The organism is Pseudomonas sp. LBUM1661, from assembly GCF_059695925.1.
Map to the genome: position 1 here is coordinate 1,293,567 of NZ_CP166794.1, position 18,400 is coordinate 1,311,966.

The following is an 18,400-nucleotide window of genomic DNA, read 5'->3' on the forward strand; positions in this document are numbered from 1 at the left end:
TGGTCGTCAACGGTGACGATGGCTGCCTGAGTAAACGCGGTGCTAACGGATTTCTCGCGAGCAAGCTCGCTCCTACAAGAGCGGGCAGGCCTTTTCAGCCAAGCGGACTGCCGTTTCAGGCCGTTTGCCGGTATACTCGCCGGCTTTCAAAAGTTCGCCAACGAGTGCTGCCCGCCATGGAAATCAACCCGATCCTTAACAGTATCAAGGACCTGTCCGAGCGCTCCGAAACTATTCGGGGGTATCTTTGACTACGATCAAAAGCATGAGCGTCTGACTGAAGTCAATCGCGAGCTTGAAGATCCGAATGTCTGGAACAACCCGTCGTACGCTCAGGAACTGGGCCGCGAGCGGTCCCTGCTGGCGCAGATCGTCGAAACCCTCGACGAAATGCACACGGGCCTGGCCGACGCCAAAGAATTGCTGCTGATGTCCGCCGAAGAAGAAGACCAGGCCGCCGTCGATGACGTCGCGACCGAAGTCGAGCGTCTGCGCGAATCCCTGGAAAAACTCGAATTCCGTCGTATGTTCAGCGGTGAAATGGACGCCAACAACGCCTACCTGGACATCCAGGCCGGCTCCGGCGGTACCGAGGCCCAGGACTGGGCCAACATCCTGCTGCGCATGTACCTGCGCTGGGCCGACAAACGCGGTTTCGACGCGACCATCATGGAGCTGTCGGCCGGTGAAGTCGCCGGGATCAAGGGCGCCACGGTCCACATCAAGGGCGAATACGCCTTTGGCTGGTTGCGTACCGAAATCGGCGTGCACCGTCTGGTGCGCAAAAGCCCGTACGACTCCGGCAACCGTCGCCACACCTCGTTCTCGGCCGTGTTCGTGTCGCCGGAAATCGATGACAACATCGAAATCGACATCAACCCGTCGGACCTGCGCATCGATACCTACCGCTCCTCGGGTGCCGGTGGTCAGCACGTAAACACCACCGACTCGGCCGTACGGATTACGCACGTACCGACCAACACCGTGGTCAGCTGCCAGAACGAACGCTCCCAGCACGCCAACAAAGACACCGCGATGAAAATGTTGCGGGCGCGCTTGTACGAGCAGGAAGTGCAGAAACGCAACGCCGCCTCCCAGGCCCTGGAAGACACCAAGTCGGACATCGGCTGGGGTCACCAGATTCGCTCTTACGTGCTCGATGCGTCGCGAATCAAGGATTTGCGCACCAATATCGAACGCAGCGACTGCGACAAGGTACTCGACGGCGACATCGACGAATACCTGGTAGCAAGCCTGAAACAAGGCCTGTAAGACATGCAATACCGGATCGGCTGACACACTGCGATCCCTGTGGGAGCGGGCTTGCCCGCGATCCCCGGCCGCAGGCCGGGGACAACGAACCTGTGATGGAATATTTAAAGACATGAGCGACCTAGAACTCGACCCGCAAGCCCTGCAACAGGAAGAAAACTCCCTGATCGCCCTGCGCAAGGAAAAGCTGGCTGCCGAGCGCGCCAAGGGCAATGCCTTCCCGAACGACTTCCGCCGTGAAAACTACTGCGAAGACTTGCAGAAACAGTACGCGGACAAGACCAAGGAAGAGCTGGCAGAGGCTGCAATCCCGGTCAAGGTTGCCGGTCGCATCATGCTCAACCGTGGCTCGTTCATGGTGATCCAGGACATGACCGGTCGCATTCAGGTCTACGTCAACCGTAAAACCCTGTCCGAAGAAACCCTGGCCTCGGTGAAAACCTGGGACATGGGCGACATCATTGCCGCCGTTGGCACCCTGGCGCGCTCCGGCAAGGGTGACCTGTACGTCGAAATGACTGAAGTACGCCTGCTGACCAAATCCCTGCGTCCGCTGCCGGACAAGCACCACGGCCTGACCGACACCGAACAGCGCTATCGCCAGCGTTACGTTGACCTGATCGTCAACGAAGAAGTGCGCCAGACCTTCCGCGTACGTTCACAAGTGATTGCGCACATCCGCAGCTTCCTGATGCAGCGTGACTTCCTCGAAGTCGAAACGCCGATGCTGCAAACCATTCCGGGTGGCGCGGCGGCCAAGCCGTTCGAGACTCACCACAACGCGCTGGACATGGAAATGTTCCTGCGTATCGCGCCTGAGCTGTACCTCAAGCGGCTTGTGGTTGGCGGCTTCGAGAAAGTCTTCGAGATCAACCGCAACTTCCGTAACGAAGGCGTTTCGACCCGTCACAACCCAGAATTCACCATGTTGGAGTTCTACCAGGCGTACGCCGACTACGAAGACAACATGGACCTGACCGAAGAACTGTTCCGCGAACTGGCGCAGCTGGTGCTGGGCAGCACCGACGTGCCGTACGGCGACAAGGTGTTCCACTTCGGCGAACCGTTCGTGCGTCTGTCGGTGTTCGACTCGATCCTCAAGTACAACCCTGAGCTGACCGCTGACGACCTGAACGACATCGACAAGGCGCGTGCCATCGCCAAGAAGGCCGGTGCCAAGGTGCTGGGCTTCGAAGGTCTGGGCAAACTGCAGGTGATGATTTTCGAAGAGCTGGTCGAGCACAAGCTGGAACAGCCGCACTTCATTACCCAGTACCCGTTCGAAGTGTCGCCGCTGGCCCGTCGCAACGACGACAACCCGAACGTCACCGACCGTTTTGAACTGTTCATCGGTGGTCGTGAAATCGCCAACGCCTACTCCGAGTTGAACGACGCGGAAGACCAGGCCGAGCGCTTCATGGCGCAGGTGGCCGACAAGGACGCCGGCGACGACGAAGCCATGCACTACGACGCCGACTTCGTTCGCGCGCTGGAGTACGGCATGCCGCCAACGGCCGGTGAAGGCATCGGCATCGACCGTCTGGTGATGCTGCTGACCAACTCCCCGTCGATCCGCGACGTGATCCTGTTCCCGCACATGCGGCCGCAAGCGTAAGTGTTTCAATTAAAAAGCCGCCTATTCAGGCGGCTTTTTATTGCCTGTCTGGTACAAACGTATCAACTTGATGCTTTCATCTGAGAGGAAAGACCTGTCGTGAATCATGCAATTGCTCAAGAAGGTGCAGCGGGTGTCGCCACTGCGGTCGCTGAAAGTGTTCAGTACCAGGGCCGCAAGGCCAGCCGACAGGGCAGTGAGCAGCGTCGCCAGGACATTCTCGATGCAGCCATGCGCATTGTCGTGCGCGAGGGGGTCCGGGCCGTGCGTCACCGTGCGGTGGCGGCAGAAGCCGGTGTGCCGTTGTCGGCCACCACTTACTATTTCAAGGATATCGATGACCTGCTCACCGATACCTTCGCCCAATACGTGGAACGCAGCGCGGCCTTCATGGCCAAGCTGTGGGCCAACAACGAGGGATTGCTGCGGGAAATGGTCGCCTATGGCGATGGTAGCCCCGAGTCCCGTTCACAGCTGGCGGACGACATTGCGCGGCTGACGTCCGATTATGTACACCGCCAATTGCAGAACCGTCGCGAGCATTTGATGGCCGAGCAGGCGTTCCGTCAGGAAGCGCTGTTGAACCCGCGCCTGGCGGTGTTGGTGCGCTCGCACCAGCAGATTCTCCTGCAGGGCACCTGCCATTTTTTCGAGGTGCTGGGTTCCCGCGAACCACAACAGGATGCCAAAGTGTTGACGGCCATTATCGGACGGATGGAATATCAGGGCCTGCTCAACGACGCCGAGCCTGTTGCCGAAGCCGAAATGCTCGGCATCCTCACGCGCTACATGCACCTGGTGCTGGCGTCGGTGTAATCCCGGGTGCACCGCACCCCTGTAGGAGCGAGGCTTGCCCGCGAAGGCGGCTTAACATTCAACATCAATGTTGACTGACATATCGCCTTCGCGGGCAAGCCTCGCTCCTACAAGGTCGGTGACCATTTGGGGCGGTGTGTTCATAGGGAGTGTTGAATGAAAGCCTGGCGTGTCGTTGTGATCGCCTTGTCGTTCCTGCTGCTCAGTGGCTGTCTGGTGACCTTCAAGGAACCTCTGCCCGACAGCGACCCCGCGCCCAAAGGGTTACTCGGCAAATGGACCAGCACCAACGCCTGGGGTGAGCCGCTGAACCTGGAACTGACGCGCATCGGCGATCATCACTACCAGGCGGTCAGCTACTTCAAGGCTAAACCCAAGGAACGCGAAGCCTATCCGTTCACGGTGACGCGCCATGGCAGCCGTTGGTACCTGTCGGCGAAAGTGCCTGCGCAGTTCGGCGGGCATTTCACGATCGCCGGTTTCGAACTCACCGATAAACACGAATTGGTGGTCTACAACCTCGACCTCGAGCAGATCAACCAGGCGTTGAGGCAAAAGGTCCTGAGCGGCGAAGGCTTCCAGACCGACGACGGCGACGGCGTGCTGATCAACACCAGCATGGATCAGGTGTTCGCCTACCTCGACGATCCAGCCAATTCCGATGTGTTCGTCGAGGCAGTGCGCTACCAGCGCCCGGCCAAAGCCAAATAATCCCAGTACGTAACGGTTTTTCTACAGGAGTTTCGGGTGGACGATTACCAGCAGTCGATACGCATTTTGTCCGATCGCATTGTGCTGGCACAGACGCCGATCCGCGTCCTCGATGCGGTCAAGTGGGACGACAGCATCCGCAAGGGTTTCCTCAAGGCCAAAGGCAAGGAAATGCCGGCGGTGGATCGCGACTATTACCTCAACCGGCCGCTGTCCTTCGACTCCAGCAAAGTGAAACTGGAATTCCAGAACATCGAGCGCGACATCACCCGCCAGCTGGGCCAGTTCAACCCGGTCGGCCAGATCATGCGCCGCATGTGCAAGGAATACCGGATGGTGGTGCGCATGCTCGAAGCGCGCGGCACCGAGGATTTCGGGCTGATTTCACAGGAACTGTACGGCGCCGCGTCCGACGCGTTCCACGCTGGCGACCCGACCCTTTCCGACTTGGGCTTGATGCTCTCGGATTACCTGAACAACATCGATGGCCGTGGCGACCTGAAGGACGAACCGAAAATCCTCACCGCCAAGGAAGCCGTCCACCTGCTGCAAACCCGCTTGAACAAGGTGTTCGGCGAGGCCGAGGAAACCATTCGCGTATTTGAGTCCGACGGGATCGTCGCCGATGCGGCGGCCGGCGCCGACTACATCAAGATCCGCGCCGACGCGATGTTCAACGACCGCGACGTGCGCGCCCTGGAAGTCCACGAGGGGCTGGTGCATGTGGGGACCACGCTCAACGGGCTGAACCAGCCGATCTGCACCTTCCTCTCCAAAGGCCCGCCGTCGTCGACGGTGACCCAGGAGGGCCTGGCAATCCTGATGGAAATCATCACCTTCGCCTCGTACCCGAGCCGCCTGCGCAAACTGACCAACCGCACCCGCGCCATTCATATGGTGGAGGAGGGCGCGGACTTCTTGCAGATCTTCGAGTTCTTCCGTGAGCAAGGTTTCGAAATGGCCGAAAGCTACGGCAACGCCAGCCGGGTTTTCCGTGGCTCGGTGCCGACCGGTCTGCCATTTACCAAAGACTTGTCCTACCTCAAGGGCTTTATCATGGTTTACAACTACATTCAGTTGGCCGTGCGTAAAGGCAAGCTGGAGCAGATACCGCTGCTGTTTTGCGGCAAGACCACGCTGGAAGACATGCGCACCTTGCGCCAGTTGGTCGATGAAGGCCTGGTGGTGGCGCCGAAATATCTGCCGGACCAGTTTCGTGACTTGAACGCATTGTCGGCGTGGATGTGCTTCTCCAACTTCCTCAATCACCTGAGCCTGGACCGGATCGAAGCGGATTACTCCAACATCCTCTAAGGCCGGTGGGGACCATTGTGGGAGCGGGCTTGCCCGCGATGGCGGCTTAACATTCAGCATTCATGTTGGCAGTGACACCGCTATCGCGGGCAAGCCCGCTCCCACAGGTTGATTTTTTGCCACAGGATCCTGTGCCAACCCATTTTCGCGAGGTTTCAAGGGATGAGAATCCTCGGTATTTTTTTCCTGCTCTTGACCCTCGGCGGTTGCAGCTCGCTGCTGTTCTATCCCGAGCCCGGCCAGTTGTTCACTCCGGAAAAAGCCAAGCTCGAATACCGCGACGTCACCCTGATCACTGCCGACGGCCTCAAGCTGCACGGCTGGTGGTTGCCGGCGAAAAAAGGGGTCGAGGTCAAAGGCACGGTGCTGCACCTGCACGGCAACGGCGGCAACCTGCCGATGCACTTGGGCGGCAGTTGGTGGTTGCCCGAGGAAGGTTATCAAGTGCTGCTGGTGGACTATCGCGGATACGGTTTGTCCGAGGGCGAACCGTCGCTGCCGGCGATTTATCAGGACATCGATGCGGCGTTCAAATGGCTCGACCAGGCGCCGGAGGTCAAGGGCAAGCCGCTAATCCTGCTGGGCCAGAGCCTCGGCGGTTCAATGGCCGTGCACTACCTCGTCCAGCATCCCGAACGACAGAAGCAACTCAAGGCCTTCGTCCTCGACGGCGTACCCGCCAGTTACCGCAGTGTCGGTCGTTATGCGTTGAGCAACTCGTGGGTGTTCTGGACGTTCCAGGTCCCGCTGTCGTGGCTGGTGCCGGACGGCGACAGTGCGATCAACTCAATGGCGCAGCTCAACGGCGTACCGAAACTGATCTACCACAGCATCGACGATCCGATCGTGCCCCTTTCCAACGGCATCCGTCTGTATCAAGCTGCGCCGCCGCCGCGAGTGCTGCAACTGACCCGTGGTGGTCATGTGCAGACGTTCGCCGACCCGGTCTGGCGCAAAGTCATGCTGCGCTATCTCGACGATCCGCAGCATTTCAACGGCCTGCGCCGCCTGGGTGAAATCCCCAACTACCCGGCGCCCACGAATTCAAAAAATGAACCACCAGAGAGTCCGCAATGAGTGAAGAACGTAACGCCATCCCGCTGATCATCACCGGTATCTGCAGCATCCTCGGCACTGTTGGAGCCCTGTGGTTCTACGGTTACCTGCACTTCGCCAAGCCTGAGGATGCGTTGCTGCTCAGCGACTTCACCATGCTCAAGACCGTGCCGGGCGAAGAGTACAAAATCTCCCTGGAACCGGCAGCCCAAGTGGCCCAGTGCATCGATGGCGTGCTGGTGATGTTCGACACCGAGCAGAAGGGCCTGAGTGGTGTGTTGGTCAATAACAAGAAAAAAGCTGTGCGCTGCATGGGGCAGGACACTCCGCAGAAGCTTGAGCAATAACCAGAATTAACCTGCAACACAAATCAAATGTGGGAGCGGGCTTGCCCGCGATGAGGCCGGCACATTCAACATCTTTGTTGAGTGACAGTCCGCTATCGCGGGCAAGTCGAATCGTCGCACCGCCGCTCCCACAGGTTCAGTGATCGCCATGTAAAAAAGCCCCGCCTGATCAGATCAGGCGGGGCTTTTATGCATCAGCGATTCGAGCTTAGTTCGAGCTCACCGCCGAACGCGGGATCACCGGCTGGTTGTCGTTGGAAATAGTCACTTCCACCCGACGGTTCATCGCCCGGCCCGAGACGCTGGCGTTTTCCGCTACCGGGTATTCCTTGCCATAACCCTGGGCGACGATGCGCGCTGGATCAACGCCCATTTTCACCAGGGCCATGCGCACGGAACCGGCGCGGCGCTCGGACAGCGACTGGTTGTGGCTCGCGGTACCGGTGCTGTCGGTGTAACCCTCGACGATCACTTTGCGATCCGGGTTTTCCGACAGGAACTGCGCGAGTTTGTTGATGTTCACCAGACCGCTGGACTTCAGATCAGCCCGGTCGGTGGCGAACAGCACGTCACCGAAGGTCACCAGCGTACCGCGATCGGTTTGCTTGGCGTTCAGGCTGTCCTGCAACTGCTTGATCTGCTGATCGCGAGCATCCAGGCGGGCCTGGGCACGTTGCGCGGAGGCATTTTTCAGATTGGCCTCAGCGGTGCGCAGGGCGATGGTTTGCTTCGCCACTTCAACACGCTGATTGGTCAGGTAAGCCAACTGATCGACCTTGGCCTGGTCTTCTTTGTCCTGATAGGCCTTGTCGGCTTTGTCCAGGTAATCGCTGGCGTCTTTGGTTTCCAGCGCCGCAACCTTACTGGCCTGCGGGTTGGCTTGCAGGCCGGTGTAGTTGGTGCGGGCCTGTTCCAGGTTCGCGTTGGGCGGGGTGGAGCAAGCCGCCAGTGCAACGCTTGCCGCCAGAAGAGCCGGGATCATCAATTGTTTACGCATCATGGTTTCGTCCTTTTAGTCGAGTAAGAAATACGTCGTGTCGCGCCGTTACTGAACGGTGCGCTGGCTTTCCTGACGCAGTTCCTGAACCCCTTTCTGAGAGTCCTTCACAGCTTGTTCGGCTTTTATCGCCTGGGCTTTGCGTTCCGCCACGCGAGCGTCCCACTCGGCCTGTTCGGCCAAGGTCTTGGCCTGGTCGAACTTTTTGTCGTGCATGGCGAGTTCGGCTTGTTTGAGCTTGTCCTGGGCGGACTTCATTTCCACGGCGGCGAATTCGGTACCGCCAGCACTGACGGCACTGTTGACCGCCGATTCAGTCACGGCGAATTGCTCGGTCGGCGGGTGACCGGCACAACCGGCCAGAACCAGGCTGCTGCCGAGTGCCAGGGCGGCCAGTTTCAAACCGCGCAGGTGGGTAAACGAGGATTGGGCAGTTCGGGTCTTCATGGTCTTCAACTCCATTGGGCTAACTCCTGAAAAACTTAAAAATCCATCCTGGGTATGGAGCCGTAACCGTCAGTTTCCGTGGTGTTTTGAAACGGCCGTCCCAGGCGTGGTTACTGGCTGTGACCCGCGGCGTTTTTCAAAAGTTCAGAGAAGATGGCCCGATGCCCGAAAATACTTTGACCGAACGGACAAGGCTCTAGATCGGGTTTTTCACGATGCGCAACGGTGTTCCGACCTTTTTTTGATCGGGAATACGCCATTTTTGGAGGGGACTGGAACCCATGTGGGAGCGAGCCTGCTCGCGAAAGCGGTCTATCAGTCAACATTCATGTTGAATGTACTGACGCCTTCGCGAGCAGGCTCGCTCCCACAGGGATCAATGTTTTGGTTTGTCGTCACCGGCCGACAAATCATGCAAATGCCGACGGGACAACGCGAGAAAACGCGGCGTCGGGCCGACGTCTTCGTACAGTGGATCACCTTCTTCGTCGGTCGCCACGACGGTCGACCCCTTCACATACGGGAAGCTTTTCTCCAGCTCTTCCAGCGCGGCGCCAATCAGTTCGCCGAGCAGTTCTTCAGGCTGGCGCTTGGGGTACATTTCGGTAATCGCCGCCAGCCGTGCGGCGGCTTCCACGTCCAGATGAATCGTGTAGCCCGTCGCGGTCAGGCGACCCTTGGCGTTTTCTTCCCAATGCTGGGCAAGCTCGCGGATTTTCATAATGACCTCAATGCGCTCCTGCTCGTGGCAGGCAGTGTGGTGTCCGGCGGTGGCCGGTTGAGCCGTTGTACGGCTTACTCTTCAGACTAGCTTCAACGCCCAGGGTTTAAAGTCCCTTCGTCGTTTGCTTGTAAGAAGCGCTGTAGAGCGGCACTCTTTATGCTCATAGCCGCCCGGATTTTTTGCTGGAGAACTGCTGATGACCGATATTGATGCACGCTTGCGCGAGGACGTTCACCTGTTGGGTGAGCTGTTGGGCAATACCATTCGTGAACAGTACGGGGACGGCTTTCTCGACAAGATCGAGCAGATCCGCAAAGGCGCCAAGGCCGACCGTCGCGGTTCGATGGACGCCGAACTGAGCGCCAGCCTCAACCAATTGAGCGAAGACGAGTTGCTGCCGGTTGCGCGGGCGTTCAACCAGTTTCTCAACCTGGCGAACATCGCCGAGCAGTATCAGCTGATTCATCGTCGCGACGAGTCGCAGCCCGCGCCGTTCGAAGCGCGGGTGCTGCCGGAACTGCTCGCCCGCCTGAGCGCCGAAGGGCATGGCGCTGACTCCCTGGCCCGGCAATTGGGGCGACTGGAGATCGAGTTGGTACTCACCGCGCACCCGACCGAAGTGGCGCGCCGCACCCTGATCCAGAAATACGATGCCATTGCCGCGCAACTCGCCGCCCAGGACCATCGCGACCTGACCACGGCCGAACGCGAGCAGATCCAGGCGAAACTGCAGCGCCTGATCGCCGAAGCCTGGCACACCGAAGAAATCCGCCGCACCCGCCCGACGCCTGTGGACGAAGCGAAGTGGGGCTTCGCGGTGATCGAACATTCGCTGTGGCAGGCGATCCCGAATTATTTACGCAAGGCGGATAAAGCCCTGTACGACGCCACCGGCCTGCACTTGCCACTGGAGGCGGCACCGATTCGCTTTGCCTCGTGGATGGGCGGCGATCGGGACGGCAACCCCAACGTTACCGCTGCCGTGACCCGCGAAGTGCTGTTGCTGGCGCGCTGGATGGCGGCGGATTTGTACGTGCGCGATGTCGATCACCTAGCGGCCGAATTGTCGATGCAGCAGGCCAGCGACGCGTTGAAGGCCAAGGCCGGGGACAGCGCTGAACCGTATCGCGCCGTGCTTAAACAGTTGCGCGAACGCCTGCGCGCGACCCGTAACTGGGCTCACGCCTCGTTGACCACCACCACACCGGCACCGGCCGACGTCCTGCAAAACAATCGCGACCTGCTTGATCCGCTGGAGCTGTGCTACCAGTCGTTGCATGAGTGCGGCATGGGCGTGATCGCTGACGGGCCGCTGCTCGATTGCCTGCGGCGGGCGGTGACGTTCGGGCTGTTCCTGGTACGACTCGACGTGCGTCAGGACTCGTCGCGGCATTCAGCCGCGATGACCGAAATCACCGATTACCTGGGCCTCGGTCGCTACGAAGACTGGAGTGAAGAAGAGCGCATCGCCTTCCTGATGCGCGAACTGAACAACCGTCGGCCGTTGCTGCCGGCGTACTTCAAACCTTCCGCCGACACCGCCGAAGTGCTGGCGACCTGCCGGGAAATCGCTGCGGCACCGGGCGCGTCTCTGGGCTCCTATGTGATCTCCATGGCTGGTGCCGCTTCCGACGTGTTGGCGGTGCAATTGCTGCTCAAAGAGGCCGGCGTATTGCGCCCGATGCGTGTGGTACCGCTGTTCGAAACCCTCGCCGACCTCGACAACGCCGGGCCGGTGATCGAAAAGCTGTTGCTGCTGCCGGGTTATCGCGCGCGTCTGCAAGGGCCGCAGGAAGTGATGATCGGCTATTCCGACTCGGCCAAGGACGCCGGCACCACCGCGGCGGCCTGGGCGCAGTATCGGGCACAGGAGCGTCTGGTCGACATTTGCCGCGAGCAACAAGTGGAACTGCTGTTGTTCCACGGTCGCGGCGGCACCGTGGGCCGTGGCGGCGGCCCGGCGCATGCGGCGATCCTGTCGCAGCCACCGGGTTCGGTCGCGGGACGTTTTCGCACCACCGAACAAGGGGAAATGATTCGTTTCAAATTCGGCCTACCGGACATCGCCGAACAAAACCTCAATCTGTACCTCGCGGCGGTGCTGGAAGCGACGTTGTTGCCACCGCCGCCACCGACGCCTGAATGGCGCCACTTGATGGACGAATTGGCCGCTGACGGTGTCAGCGCTTACCGCGCCGTGGTCCGGGAAAATCCGCAGTTCGTCGAGTATTTCCGCCAATCCACCCCGGAACAGGAGCTCGGACGCCTGCCATTGGGAAGCCGCCCGGCCAAGCGTCGCGCCGGTGGCATCGAAAGCCTGCGGGCGATTCCGTGGATTTTTGGCTGGACCCAGACACGCCTGATGCTGCCGGCCTGGCTTGGCTGGGAAGCAGCGTTAAGCAAGGCGCTGGAGCGTGGTGAAGGCGAGCTGCTGGGGCAGATGCGCGAGCAGTGGCCGTTCTTCCGCACGCGCATCGATATGCTGGAAATGGTCCTGGCCAAAGCCGACGCTGATATCGCCCAGTCCTACGATGAACGTCTGGTTGAGTCGGATTTGTTACCTTTAGGTGTGCATTTACGCGACCTATTGTCGCAGGCCTGCTCCGTGGTCCTCGGGTTGACCGGTCAGTCGCAGCTACTGGCACATAGCCCAGCCACCCTCGAATTCATCCGTTTGCGCAACACCTACCTCGACCCTCTTCATCTATTGCAGGCTGAATTGTTGGCGCGCTCGCGGCAACAGGAAGTGGAGCAGGGCAGCCCGGTAGAACAGGCATTGCTGGTGTCTGTAGCGGGGATTGCCGCCGGTTTGCGTAATACCGGCTAAGGTTTTTGTCGTGGGGGCAGGCACTCGATGCAAGGGCCGGGTGCCGGCCGGGGGAGAGGTTGGAAAGTGCTGCCAGGCGACAGTTAATGATGGGGTTGCGACTTGGGGTACCTCATTAAAAGGTCACGCAAGGCGCGGGTTTCTCCGACTTTCGGCGGCTTGTGTGGTCCGGGCCTGCTGTGTATCTTGAGCAGCCTTTGGCCGTTTGGGCGGTCACGACCCTGTTTTTGAGATTGGCCCCACGAGGCGAATCCGTTGTTATTAAATAAAAAATTGAGGAGCACATCGATGCGCGTCATTCTGCTGGGAGCTCCCGGGGCCGGTAAAGGTACTCAGGCAAAGTTCATCACCGAAAAATTCGGCATCCCGCAAATCTCCACCGGCGACATGCTGCGTGCCGCGGTCAAGGCCGGCACCGAGCTGGGCCTGATCGCCAAGAGCGTCATGGACAGCGGTGGTCTGGTTTCCGATGACCTGATCATCAATCTGGTCAAGGAACGTATCAGCCAGGCCGATTGCGCCAACGGTTTCCTGTTCGACGGTTTCCCGCGCACCATTCCCCAGGCAGAAGCCCTGGTGAAGGCGGGCGTTGAGCTGGACCACGTCGTGGAAATCGACGTTAAAGACGAAGACATCGTCCAGCGTATCGCCGGTCGTCGTGTTCACGAGGCGTCCGGCCGCGTGTACCACATCGTCTACAACCCGCCGAAAGTGGCCGGTATCGACGACATCACCGGTGAAGAGCTGGTGCAGCGCAAGGACGATACCGAAGAAACCGTGCGTCATCGTCTGTCGGTCTACCACGCCCAGACCGAGCCACTGGTGAAGTTTTACCAGGAGCTGTCGACGGCTCAAGGCAAACCGAAGTACAGCCACATCGAAGGTGTTGGCTCGGTTGAAGCGATCACCGGCAAGGTGCTTGAAGCGCTGAACTGAAAAGTCTGAAACGCTTCATCTTCTACGGCCCGCTTGCGGGCCGTAGTTGTTTATACTGGCGCACTTTTTCTGAACCTCTCTTACGGAAACATCGATGAGCACCTTGCTGGCCCTGGACACCGCGACTGAAGCTTGCTCCGTTGCCTTGCTGCATGACGGCAAAGTCACGAGCCATTACGAGGTGATCCCGCGCCTGCATGCGCAGAAGCTGTTGCCGATGATCCAGCAGTTGCTGGCCGATGCGGGCACCACGCTGCAAGCGGTCGATGCCATTGCGTTCGGTCGTGGGCCGGGCGCGTTCACCGGTGTGCGGATCGCCATCGGCGTGGTGCAGGGCCTGGCGTTTGCGCTGGATCGCCCGGTACTGCCGGTGTCGAACCTGGCTGTGCTGGCGCAGCGCGCGTATCGCGAACACGGCGTCAGCCAGGTCGCGGCGGCCATCGATGCGCGCATGGATGAGGTGTATTGGGGTTGCTACCGCGAAACGGCGGGGGAGATGCGCCTGGTCGGCAAAGAGGCGGTATTGCCACCGGAAGTCGCGGCATTGCCGGCCGATGCCAGCGGCGAGTGGTTCGGCGCGGGCACCGGTTGGGGTTATGCCGAGCGCATCGCCGTCAGCCTGAGCGGGCAGGATGCGGGCATGTTGCCGCATGCCGAAGACCTGCTGACCCTGGCGCGTTTTGCCTGGGAACGCGGTGAAGCGATCGTGGCGGATGAGGCGCAGCCGGTTTATTTGAGAGATAAGGTGGCGACACCTAAAGCGCGTTGATCTGCTACACCGAGGTGTTTCATTCGCGGGCAGCCTCGCTCCTACAGGGTTAGCGCTAACCTTGTAGGAGCGAGGCTTGCCCGCGAAGGCGATCTAGCCGATATAGCCAATCGTCGATTTATCCCCCCACTTTTAAACCTTTTCGCTTTTCTGTGTTCTAGTTATCACTCGGCCGTTTGCGCAGCTCCCTTAGCGCCACTAAACTGCCATCATTGATACCGGACATGTACTCATGCGTATAGACGGCCTTTCTTCTCAGTCCTACCCCATCAAGCGCCAGCCTCGCAAAGGCCAAGTGGTGGAGGACGAGTCCGTCGATATCGACGGCGAGCTGGAAATCCCCTCCGAAGAGCAACTGGCCGCCCGCGCCGCCAAAGCCTCCGCGCAACGCTTGAGCAATCTCCCCGCCCGTCAACAAGACATGCTTTACCACCGCGCCATGAGCAACAGCGTGGCGAAAGCCCTGGCCAGCTACCTGAGCACCGCCGGTTTTGTCGATTGGGATTCGGATGTGCTGGGCCTCGACCTGTACATCTGATGATGCTGCCTTACTTCCTCGGCTGCCCGTCGTGGAGTGAAAACGCCTGGCGCGACTACCTGTATCCGCAAGACGCCAAACCCAGCGACTTTCTAAATCTCTATTCTCAAGTGTTCAACGCCGTGGAAGGCAATACGACCTTCTACGCGAGCCCGTCTGCCGTCACCGTGCAGCGCTGGGCCGAGACCATGCCCGAACACTTTCGCTTCACCGCCAAGTTCCCCGGCGACATCAGCCACAGCGGTGACCTGCGCGAACAGCTGACCGCCGCCGAAACCTTCCTGCAATTGCTCAGCCCTCTGGGTGAGCGGGTTTCGCCAGTCTGGCTGCAACTCTCCAAGAGTTTCACACCGCAACGACTGTCGGAGCTGGCCGGATTCATCGACGTGATGGACCGACCGCTGGCCGTCGAAGTGCGGCATGACGCCTTCTTCGCCAAGGGCGATGCCGAGCGCCAGCTCAATCGCCTGTTGCTGGACCGCGGCGTCGAGCGCATCTGCCTCGATCCGCGTGCGCTGTTCAGCTGCACATCGACCGATCCGTCGGTGCTCCACGCGCAATCGAAAAAGCCCAGGGTTCCGCCCCGTCCAGCGGCGTTCACCCAATTTCCGCAGGTGCGCTTCATCGGCCACCCGCAGCTTGAGGCCAATGATCCGTTCCTGGTGCCGTGGGTGGAGAAAATCGCCCTGTGGATCGAAGAGGGCCGCACGCCGTATATCTTCCTGCACACCGCCGACAACCTGCTGGCCGCCAGGCTGGCGCAACGTTTTCACGCAAAACTGATGCTGCGTTTGCCTGGCTTGCCGCCGCTGCCTGAGCTATACAGAGAGCCCGCCGCGGAGCAACTTGGCCTGCTCTGAAGCGGATTCGTTCCCTTTTTCAGGAGCCTGCCAAATGGATGCGCAAACCCTTCGAGCCCAGGCGTTCAAAGCGCTGCATGAACGCGACGGAGCTTTTGTGATTCCCAATCCCTGGGACGCCGGCTCGGCGAAAATGCTCGCCAGCCTTGGCTTCGAGGCGCTGGCGACCACCAGTGCCGGTTACGCCTTTTCCCAAGGACGTCCCGACGGTGCATTGAACCTCGACGAGACCCTGGCGAACGTTCGCTCGATTGTCGCGGCCACCGATTTGCCCGTCGCGGTCGATCTGGAAAACGGTTTTGCCGACGATCCCGCCGAATGCGCCCAAAGCATCTTGAAGGCTGCAGCCGCAGGCGCCGTTGGCGGTTCGATCGAAGATGCCACCGGGCGTGAAGACCGCCCGATCTACTGCTTCGAACACGCAGTGGCGCGCATTGAGGCGGCGGTCGCTGCGGCGCGCAGCTTGCCTTTTCCGTTCACGCTGACGGCGCGCGCGGAGAATTTTCTGCACGGCATTCCCGATCTCGCCGATACGATTCGCCGTTTGCAGGCTTTCGCCGAGGCTGGTGCCGACGTGCTCTATGCGCCAGGACTGCGCAGTGCTGAAGATGTCTTGGCGGTGGTGCGCGCCGTGGCGCCGAAACCGGTCAATGTGTTGATGTCCGGTGGGCTCAAGCTGACGGTCGAGCAGTTGAGTGAAATGGGCGTCAAACGCGTCAGCGTCGGGTCGGCCCTGGCCCTGGCGGCGTATGGCGAGTTCTTCCGTGCGGCCGAAGAGATCCAGCAATCGGGCACGTTCGGCTTCACCTCCCGGTCCATGCCTTACCCGAAAGCCAATCAATTTTTCAAAGGCTGAACATGCGGTTCCTCAGGGTTTTGCTGGTGCTGGTTTTGATCATCGGCACGGCGGCGGTGAGCGTCTGGCGTGGCTGGGTCTCGTTGCCGCCGCAGTGGAATCCTTGGGCGCCGCTGGACGTGAAGGCCGCCCCCAACCTGCTGACCCGCTACAAACTGATGCGCCTGCGCGACGATCCGCAGTTGTGCGATCAGGCCTTGCGCAGTTCCGGGCTACGCGTGACGCACCTGGCCGACAGCCCTGACGCGAAGTGCCCGTTGACCAACACCCTGCGTGTGCAGGGCGGCGAGGTGGCCCTGAGCAGCAGCTTCCTCGCCAGTTGTCGCTTGGCGGTATCGTTTGCGCTGTTCGACCGCCACGCGCTGCAACCGGCGGCACAAGCGGTCTATGGGCAGGCGGTGACGCGTGTCGATCATCTCGGCAGCTTTGCCTGTCGCAATGTCTACGGCCGCGAGAACGGCAGGCTCAGCCAGCATGCCAGCGCCAATGCGCTGGATATCGCCGGGTTCAGATTGGCCGATGGCCGAACCATCAATGTGCTTAAGGACTGGCCCAAGGATAATCAGGACGCACGGTTTCTCCGTCAGGTCCGCGATGGCGCCTGCGACATGTTCAGTGTGGTATTGAGCCCGGATTACAACGACGCCCACCGCAATCATTTTCATGTCGATGTCGGGCCGTGGTGGGTGTGTCGCTGAGGTTCAGGCGGCGATGCGCAGGTTTTGCAGGATGATCGGGCGGGCCCAGCCGTTATCGAAATCGAGTTGTTTCTGTTGCTCCACCAGTTCTTCGGGCGAGAACGGCGGGAAGGGCTTGTCCAGCAGATGCAGTTCGAACTCGGCAATCGGCAAGTGCAACGGGCGCGGTTGTGGCGCCGGGCCGGCTTCCGGCACAGGCTGGCCGGCGGTCAGGACGAGCGGGCGTACCCAGCCACTTTCGAAGTTCTGTTGTTGCTGTTGAGCGACGATTTCTTCCGCCGGGAACGGTGGGAAAGGTTTGTCGGCCAGGTCCATTTCGAACTCGGCAATCGGCAGGAACAGCGGCTCGGGCGGGCGGACTTCGTTGTCTTTCACGTCACATTCACGCTGGGAAACAATGTGCGCCAGCAGGTCGCTGCCAACCGTTGGTTCAACCGGGCTGTCGAGATCGACCGGGGGAAAGTTGAGCGATTCCGGCAGCACTTCACCCGACTGATCGGCCAGCGCACGGGCAAAGAAATCCTGCCAGATGTGACTGACGCCGCTCAGTGCCTGGGTATTTCGCAGGTTGTAATCGCCGTAGGGCGAGATAAAACCTGTGATTGTGGGTTGAATGTCTGACATTTCTCTCGGTCGACGCTCAGCTCTGGCAAAATGCTCGATAGTTTTGTTATCGGCCGTTTTTGCCGATCATTAATTTTTTGAGCGTGTTTTCCCATGATTGAGCAACCTGCGGCCTGCCGCATCCATGTCGAGGCCTTGGGCGCGACGTTTCAGCCACAGGCCGAGCAATGGGCCGAGCGCCTGGGCTTGCCCCTGCAGGTGGATGACGGCGAGTTCGCCTTGCAGGTGGGCGACCAGGGTTTGCAGCTGCAACAGCTGGGTGCTGATGCGCCGGGGCCGGTGCGGGTGGACTTCGTCGAAGGTGGTGCGGCCCATCGTCGGTTGTTCGGGGGTGGCACGGGGCAGATGATCGCCAAGGCGGTGGGCATTGCCCAGGGTGTGCGTCCCCGGGTGCTGGATGCCACGGCAGGGCTGGGCAAGGATGCGTTCGTGCTCGCGAGCCTGGGTTGCGAGATGAGCTTGATCGAGCGTCAGCCGTTGATCGGCGCCTTGCTTGAAGATGGCCTTGCACGCGGCGCGGAAGATTTCGACGTGGCGCCGATCGTGGCGCGCATGCGTTTGCTCAAGGGCAATTCGATCGAGGTAATGCGTAACTGGGAAGGCGAGCCGCCGCAGGTGATCTACCTCGACCCGATGTTTCCGCATCGGGAGAAAACCGCGCTGGTGAAGAAAGAAATGCGCCTGTTCCGGCCGCTGGTGGGCGATGATCCGGATGCGCCGGCGTTGCTCGCAGCGGCGTTGGCCCTCGCCAGCCACCGGGTGGTGGTCAAGCGCCCGCGCAAGGCGCCGTGCATTGAGGGGCCGAAGCCGAGTCATGCGCTGGATGGCAAATCCAGTCGGTATGACATTTATCCGAAAAAAGCGCTCAAGCCTTAAGACCGAGTCGCCTGCTTCGCGAGCAAGCCCGCTCCCACATTTGATCTGCGTCGCATGGAGTTCAAATGTGGGAGCGGGCTTGCTCGCGAAGGGGCCATACCAGACAACCAAAACCCA

Annotated in this window: 19 protein-coding genes; 15 read left to right on the forward strand and 4 right to left on the reverse strand. The window is 60.3% G+C overall.

The window, feature by feature from the left end:
* Positions 1–176 precede the first annotated feature (176 nt).
* From prfB to ACA057_RS05800, 7 genes are all read left to right on the forward strand, one after another.
* Positions 177–1,272 (forward strand): peptide chain release factor 2 gene (prfB, locus tag ACA057_RS05770; RefSeq protein ID WP_401360828.1). Its coding sequence is split into 2 segments (ribosomal slippage): positions 177–248 and positions 250–1,272, totalling 1,095 coding nucleotides; the frame shifts between segments, so codons are not numbered across the junction.
* Between the two features lie 112 nt (positions 1,273–1,384).
* Positions 1,385–2,887 carry a lysine--tRNA ligase gene (lysS, locus tag ACA057_RS05775; protein WP_497346641.1) on the forward strand — a complete coding sequence of 501 codons (1,503 nt, stop codon included), beginning with the start codon at positions 1,385–1,387 and terminating at the stop codon, positions 2,885–2,887.
* Positions 2,888–2,986: 99 nt separating this feature from the next.
* The gene (locus ACA057_RS05780) at positions 2,987–3,703 is read left to right on the forward strand and encodes a TetR/AcrR family transcriptional regulator (protein WP_497346643.1); all 717 of its coding nucleotides are present in this window, start codon (positions 2,987–2,989) and stop codon (positions 3,701–3,703) included.
* 156 nt (positions 3,704–3,859) lie between these two features.
* Entirely contained in the window at positions 3,860–4,414 is a 555-nt protein-coding gene (locus ACA057_RS05785; RefSeq protein ID WP_497346645.1) for a hypothetical protein, read from the forward strand.
* Positions 4,415–4,450: 36 nt separating this feature from the next.
* Positions 4,451–5,728: a flavohemoglobin expression-modulating QEGLA motif protein gene (locus tag ACA057_RS05790; protein ID WP_497346647.1), complete on the forward strand. Its 1,278-nt coding sequence runs from the start codon at positions 4,451–4,453 to the stop codon at positions 5,726–5,728.
* Between the two features lie 162 nt (positions 5,729–5,890).
* Entirely contained in the window at positions 5,891–6,805 is a 915-nt protein-coding gene (locus ACA057_RS05795) for an alpha/beta hydrolase (protein WP_497346649.1), read from the forward strand.
* Positions 6,802–7,131 (forward strand): PA3694 family proteiin, encoded by a 330-nt coding sequence (locus tag ACA057_RS05800; RefSeq protein WP_497346651.1) that lies wholly within the window; start codon positions 6,802–6,804, stop codon positions 7,129–7,131. The genes ACA057_RS05795 and ACA057_RS05800 overlap by 4 nt, the downstream gene beginning before the upstream one ends.
* A 208-nt stretch (positions 7,132–7,339) precedes the next feature.
* On the opposite strand, the gene lptF is transcribed toward ACA057_RS05800, so the two are convergent.
* The 3 genes from lptF to ACA057_RS05815 all read right to left on the reverse strand — a co-directional run bounded on the left by lptF (position 7,340) and on the right by ACA057_RS05815 (position 9,296).
* A complete protein-coding gene (gene lptF / locus ACA057_RS05805) occupies positions 7,340–8,128 on the reverse strand; it encodes a lipotoxin F family OmpA-related lipoprotein LptF (RefSeq protein ID WP_497349823.1) in 789 nt (262 codons plus the stop codon).
* 48 nt (positions 8,129–8,176) lie between these two features.
* Positions 8,177–8,590, reverse strand: a complete 414-nt coding sequence (locus ACA057_RS05810) for a DUF4398 domain-containing protein (protein WP_497346653.1) — start codon at positions 8,588–8,590, stop codon at positions 8,177–8,179.
* Between the two features lie 361 nt (positions 8,591–8,951).
* Positions 8,952–9,296: a pilin assembly protein gene (locus ACA057_RS05815; RefSeq protein ID WP_497346655.1), complete on the reverse strand. Its 345-nt coding sequence runs from the start codon at positions 9,294–9,296 to the stop codon at positions 8,952–8,954.
* 199 nt (positions 9,297–9,495) lie between these two features.
* Between ACA057_RS05815 and ppc the strand changes: the two genes are divergently transcribed.
* The 7 genes from ppc (at position 9,496) to ACA057_RS05850 (ending at position 16,783) form a co-directional block, all read left to right on the forward strand.
* The gene (gene ppc / locus ACA057_RS05820; RefSeq protein ID WP_497346657.1) at positions 9,496–12,126 is read left to right on the forward strand and encodes a phosphoenolpyruvate carboxylase; all 2,631 of its coding nucleotides are present in this window, start codon (positions 9,496–9,498) and stop codon (positions 12,124–12,126) included.
* Positions 12,127–12,414: 288 nt separating this feature from the next.
* Complete coding sequence (adk, locus tag ACA057_RS05825) at positions 12,415–13,062, forward strand: adenylate kinase (RefSeq protein ID WP_401364858.1); 648 nt, start codon at positions 12,415–12,417, stop codon at positions 13,060–13,062.
* A 94-nt stretch (positions 13,063–13,156) separates the two neighbouring features.
* Positions 13,157–13,831 (forward strand): tRNA (adenosine(37)-N6)-threonylcarbamoyltransferase complex dimerization subunit type 1 TsaB, encoded by a 675-nt coding sequence (gene tsaB, locus ACA057_RS05830; RefSeq protein WP_497346659.1) that lies wholly within the window; start codon positions 13,157–13,159, stop codon positions 13,829–13,831.
* Between the two features lie 232 nt (positions 13,832–14,063).
* Positions 14,064–14,369: a hypothetical protein gene (locus ACA057_RS05835; RefSeq protein WP_497346661.1), complete on the forward strand. Its 306-nt coding sequence runs from the start codon at positions 14,064–14,066 to the stop codon at positions 14,367–14,369.
* Positions 14,369–15,229 carry a DUF72 domain-containing protein gene (locus tag ACA057_RS05840; protein ID WP_497346663.1) on the forward strand — a complete coding sequence of 287 codons (861 nt, stop codon included), beginning with the start codon at positions 14,369–14,371 and terminating at the stop codon, positions 15,227–15,229. Before ACA057_RS05835 ends, ACA057_RS05840 begins: the two co-directional genes overlap by 1 nt.
* A gap of 34 nt (positions 15,230–15,263) precedes the next feature.
* Positions 15,264–16,085, forward strand: a complete 822-nt coding sequence (locus ACA057_RS05845) for an isocitrate lyase/PEP mutase family protein (protein ID WP_497346665.1) — start codon at positions 15,264–15,266, stop codon at positions 16,083–16,085.
* Between the two features lie 2 nt (positions 16,086–16,087).
* A complete protein-coding gene (locus ACA057_RS05850; protein WP_497346667.1) occupies positions 16,088–16,783 on the forward strand; it encodes an extensin-like domain-containing protein in 696 nt (231 codons plus the stop codon).
* Between the two features lie 3 nt (positions 16,784–16,786).
* Here the strand turns inward: ACA057_RS05850 and ACA057_RS05855 are convergent, their stop codons facing one another.
* Positions 16,787–17,407: an energy transducer TonB gene (locus ACA057_RS05855; RefSeq protein WP_497346669.1), complete on the reverse strand. Its 621-nt coding sequence runs from the start codon at positions 17,405–17,407 to the stop codon at positions 16,787–16,789.
* Positions 17,408–17,500: 93 nt separating this feature from the next.
* Between ACA057_RS05855 and ACA057_RS05860 the strand changes: the two genes are divergently transcribed.
* Positions 17,501–18,283: a class I SAM-dependent methyltransferase gene (locus tag ACA057_RS05860; protein WP_497346671.1), complete on the forward strand. Its 783-nt coding sequence runs from the start codon at positions 17,501–17,503 to the stop codon at positions 18,281–18,283.
* The last annotated feature ends 117 nt before the right edge of the window (positions 18,284–18,400 follow it).

Coding starts and splice junctions, on each gene's coding strand:
- lysS (WP_497346641.1), top strand. CDS start 1,385: ATGAGCGACCTAGAACTCGACCCGCAAGCCCTGCAACAGGAAGAAAAC.
- ACA057_RS05785 (WP_497346645.1), top strand. CDS start 3,860: ATGAAAGCCTGGCGTGTCGTTGTGATCGCCTTGTCGTTCCTGCTGCTC.
- ACA057_RS05795 (WP_497346649.1), top strand. CDS start 5,891: ATGAGAATCCTCGGTATTTTTTTCCTGCTCTTGACCCTCGGCGGTTGC.
- ACA057_RS05800 (WP_497346651.1), top strand. CDS start 6,802: ATGAGTGAAGAACGTAACGCCATCCCGCTGATCATCACCGGTATCTGC.
- lptF (WP_497349823.1), bottom strand. CDS start 8,128: ATGCGTAAACAATTGATGATCCCGGCTCTTCTGGCGGCAAGCGTTGCA.
- ACA057_RS05810 (WP_497346653.1), bottom strand. CDS start 8,590: ATGGAGTTGAAGACCATGAAGACCCGAACTGCCCAATCCTCGTTTACC.
- ACA057_RS05815 (WP_497346655.1), bottom strand. CDS start 9,296: ATGAAAATCCGCGAGCTTGCCCAGCATTGGGAAGAAAACGCCAAGGGT.
- ppc (WP_497346657.1), top strand. CDS start 9,496: ATGACCGATATTGATGCACGCTTGCGCGAGGACGTTCACCTGTTGGGT.
- adk (WP_401364858.1), top strand. CDS start 12,415: ATGCGCGTCATTCTGCTGGGAGCTCCCGGGGCCGGTAAAGGTACTCAG.
- tsaB (WP_497346659.1), top strand. CDS start 13,157: ATGAGCACCTTGCTGGCCCTGGACACCGCGACTGAAGCTTGCTCCGTT.
- ACA057_RS05835 (WP_497346661.1), top strand. CDS start 14,064: ATGCGTATAGACGGCCTTTCTTCTCAGTCCTACCCCATCAAGCGCCAG.
- ACA057_RS05840 (WP_497346663.1), top strand. CDS start 14,369: ATGATGCTGCCTTACTTCCTCGGCTGCCCGTCGTGGAGTGAAAACGCC.
- ACA057_RS05845 (WP_497346665.1), top strand. CDS start 15,264: ATGGATGCGCAAACCCTTCGAGCCCAGGCGTTCAAAGCGCTGCATGAA.
- ACA057_RS05850 (WP_497346667.1), top strand. CDS start 16,088: ATGCGGTTCCTCAGGGTTTTGCTGGTGCTGGTTTTGATCATCGGCACG.
- ACA057_RS05855 (WP_497346669.1), bottom strand. CDS start 17,407: ATGTCAGACATTCAACCCACAATCACAGGTTTTATCTCGCCCTACGGC.
- ACA057_RS05860 (WP_497346671.1), top strand. CDS start 17,501: ATGATTGAGCAACCTGCGGCCTGCCGCATCCATGTCGAGGCCTTGGGC.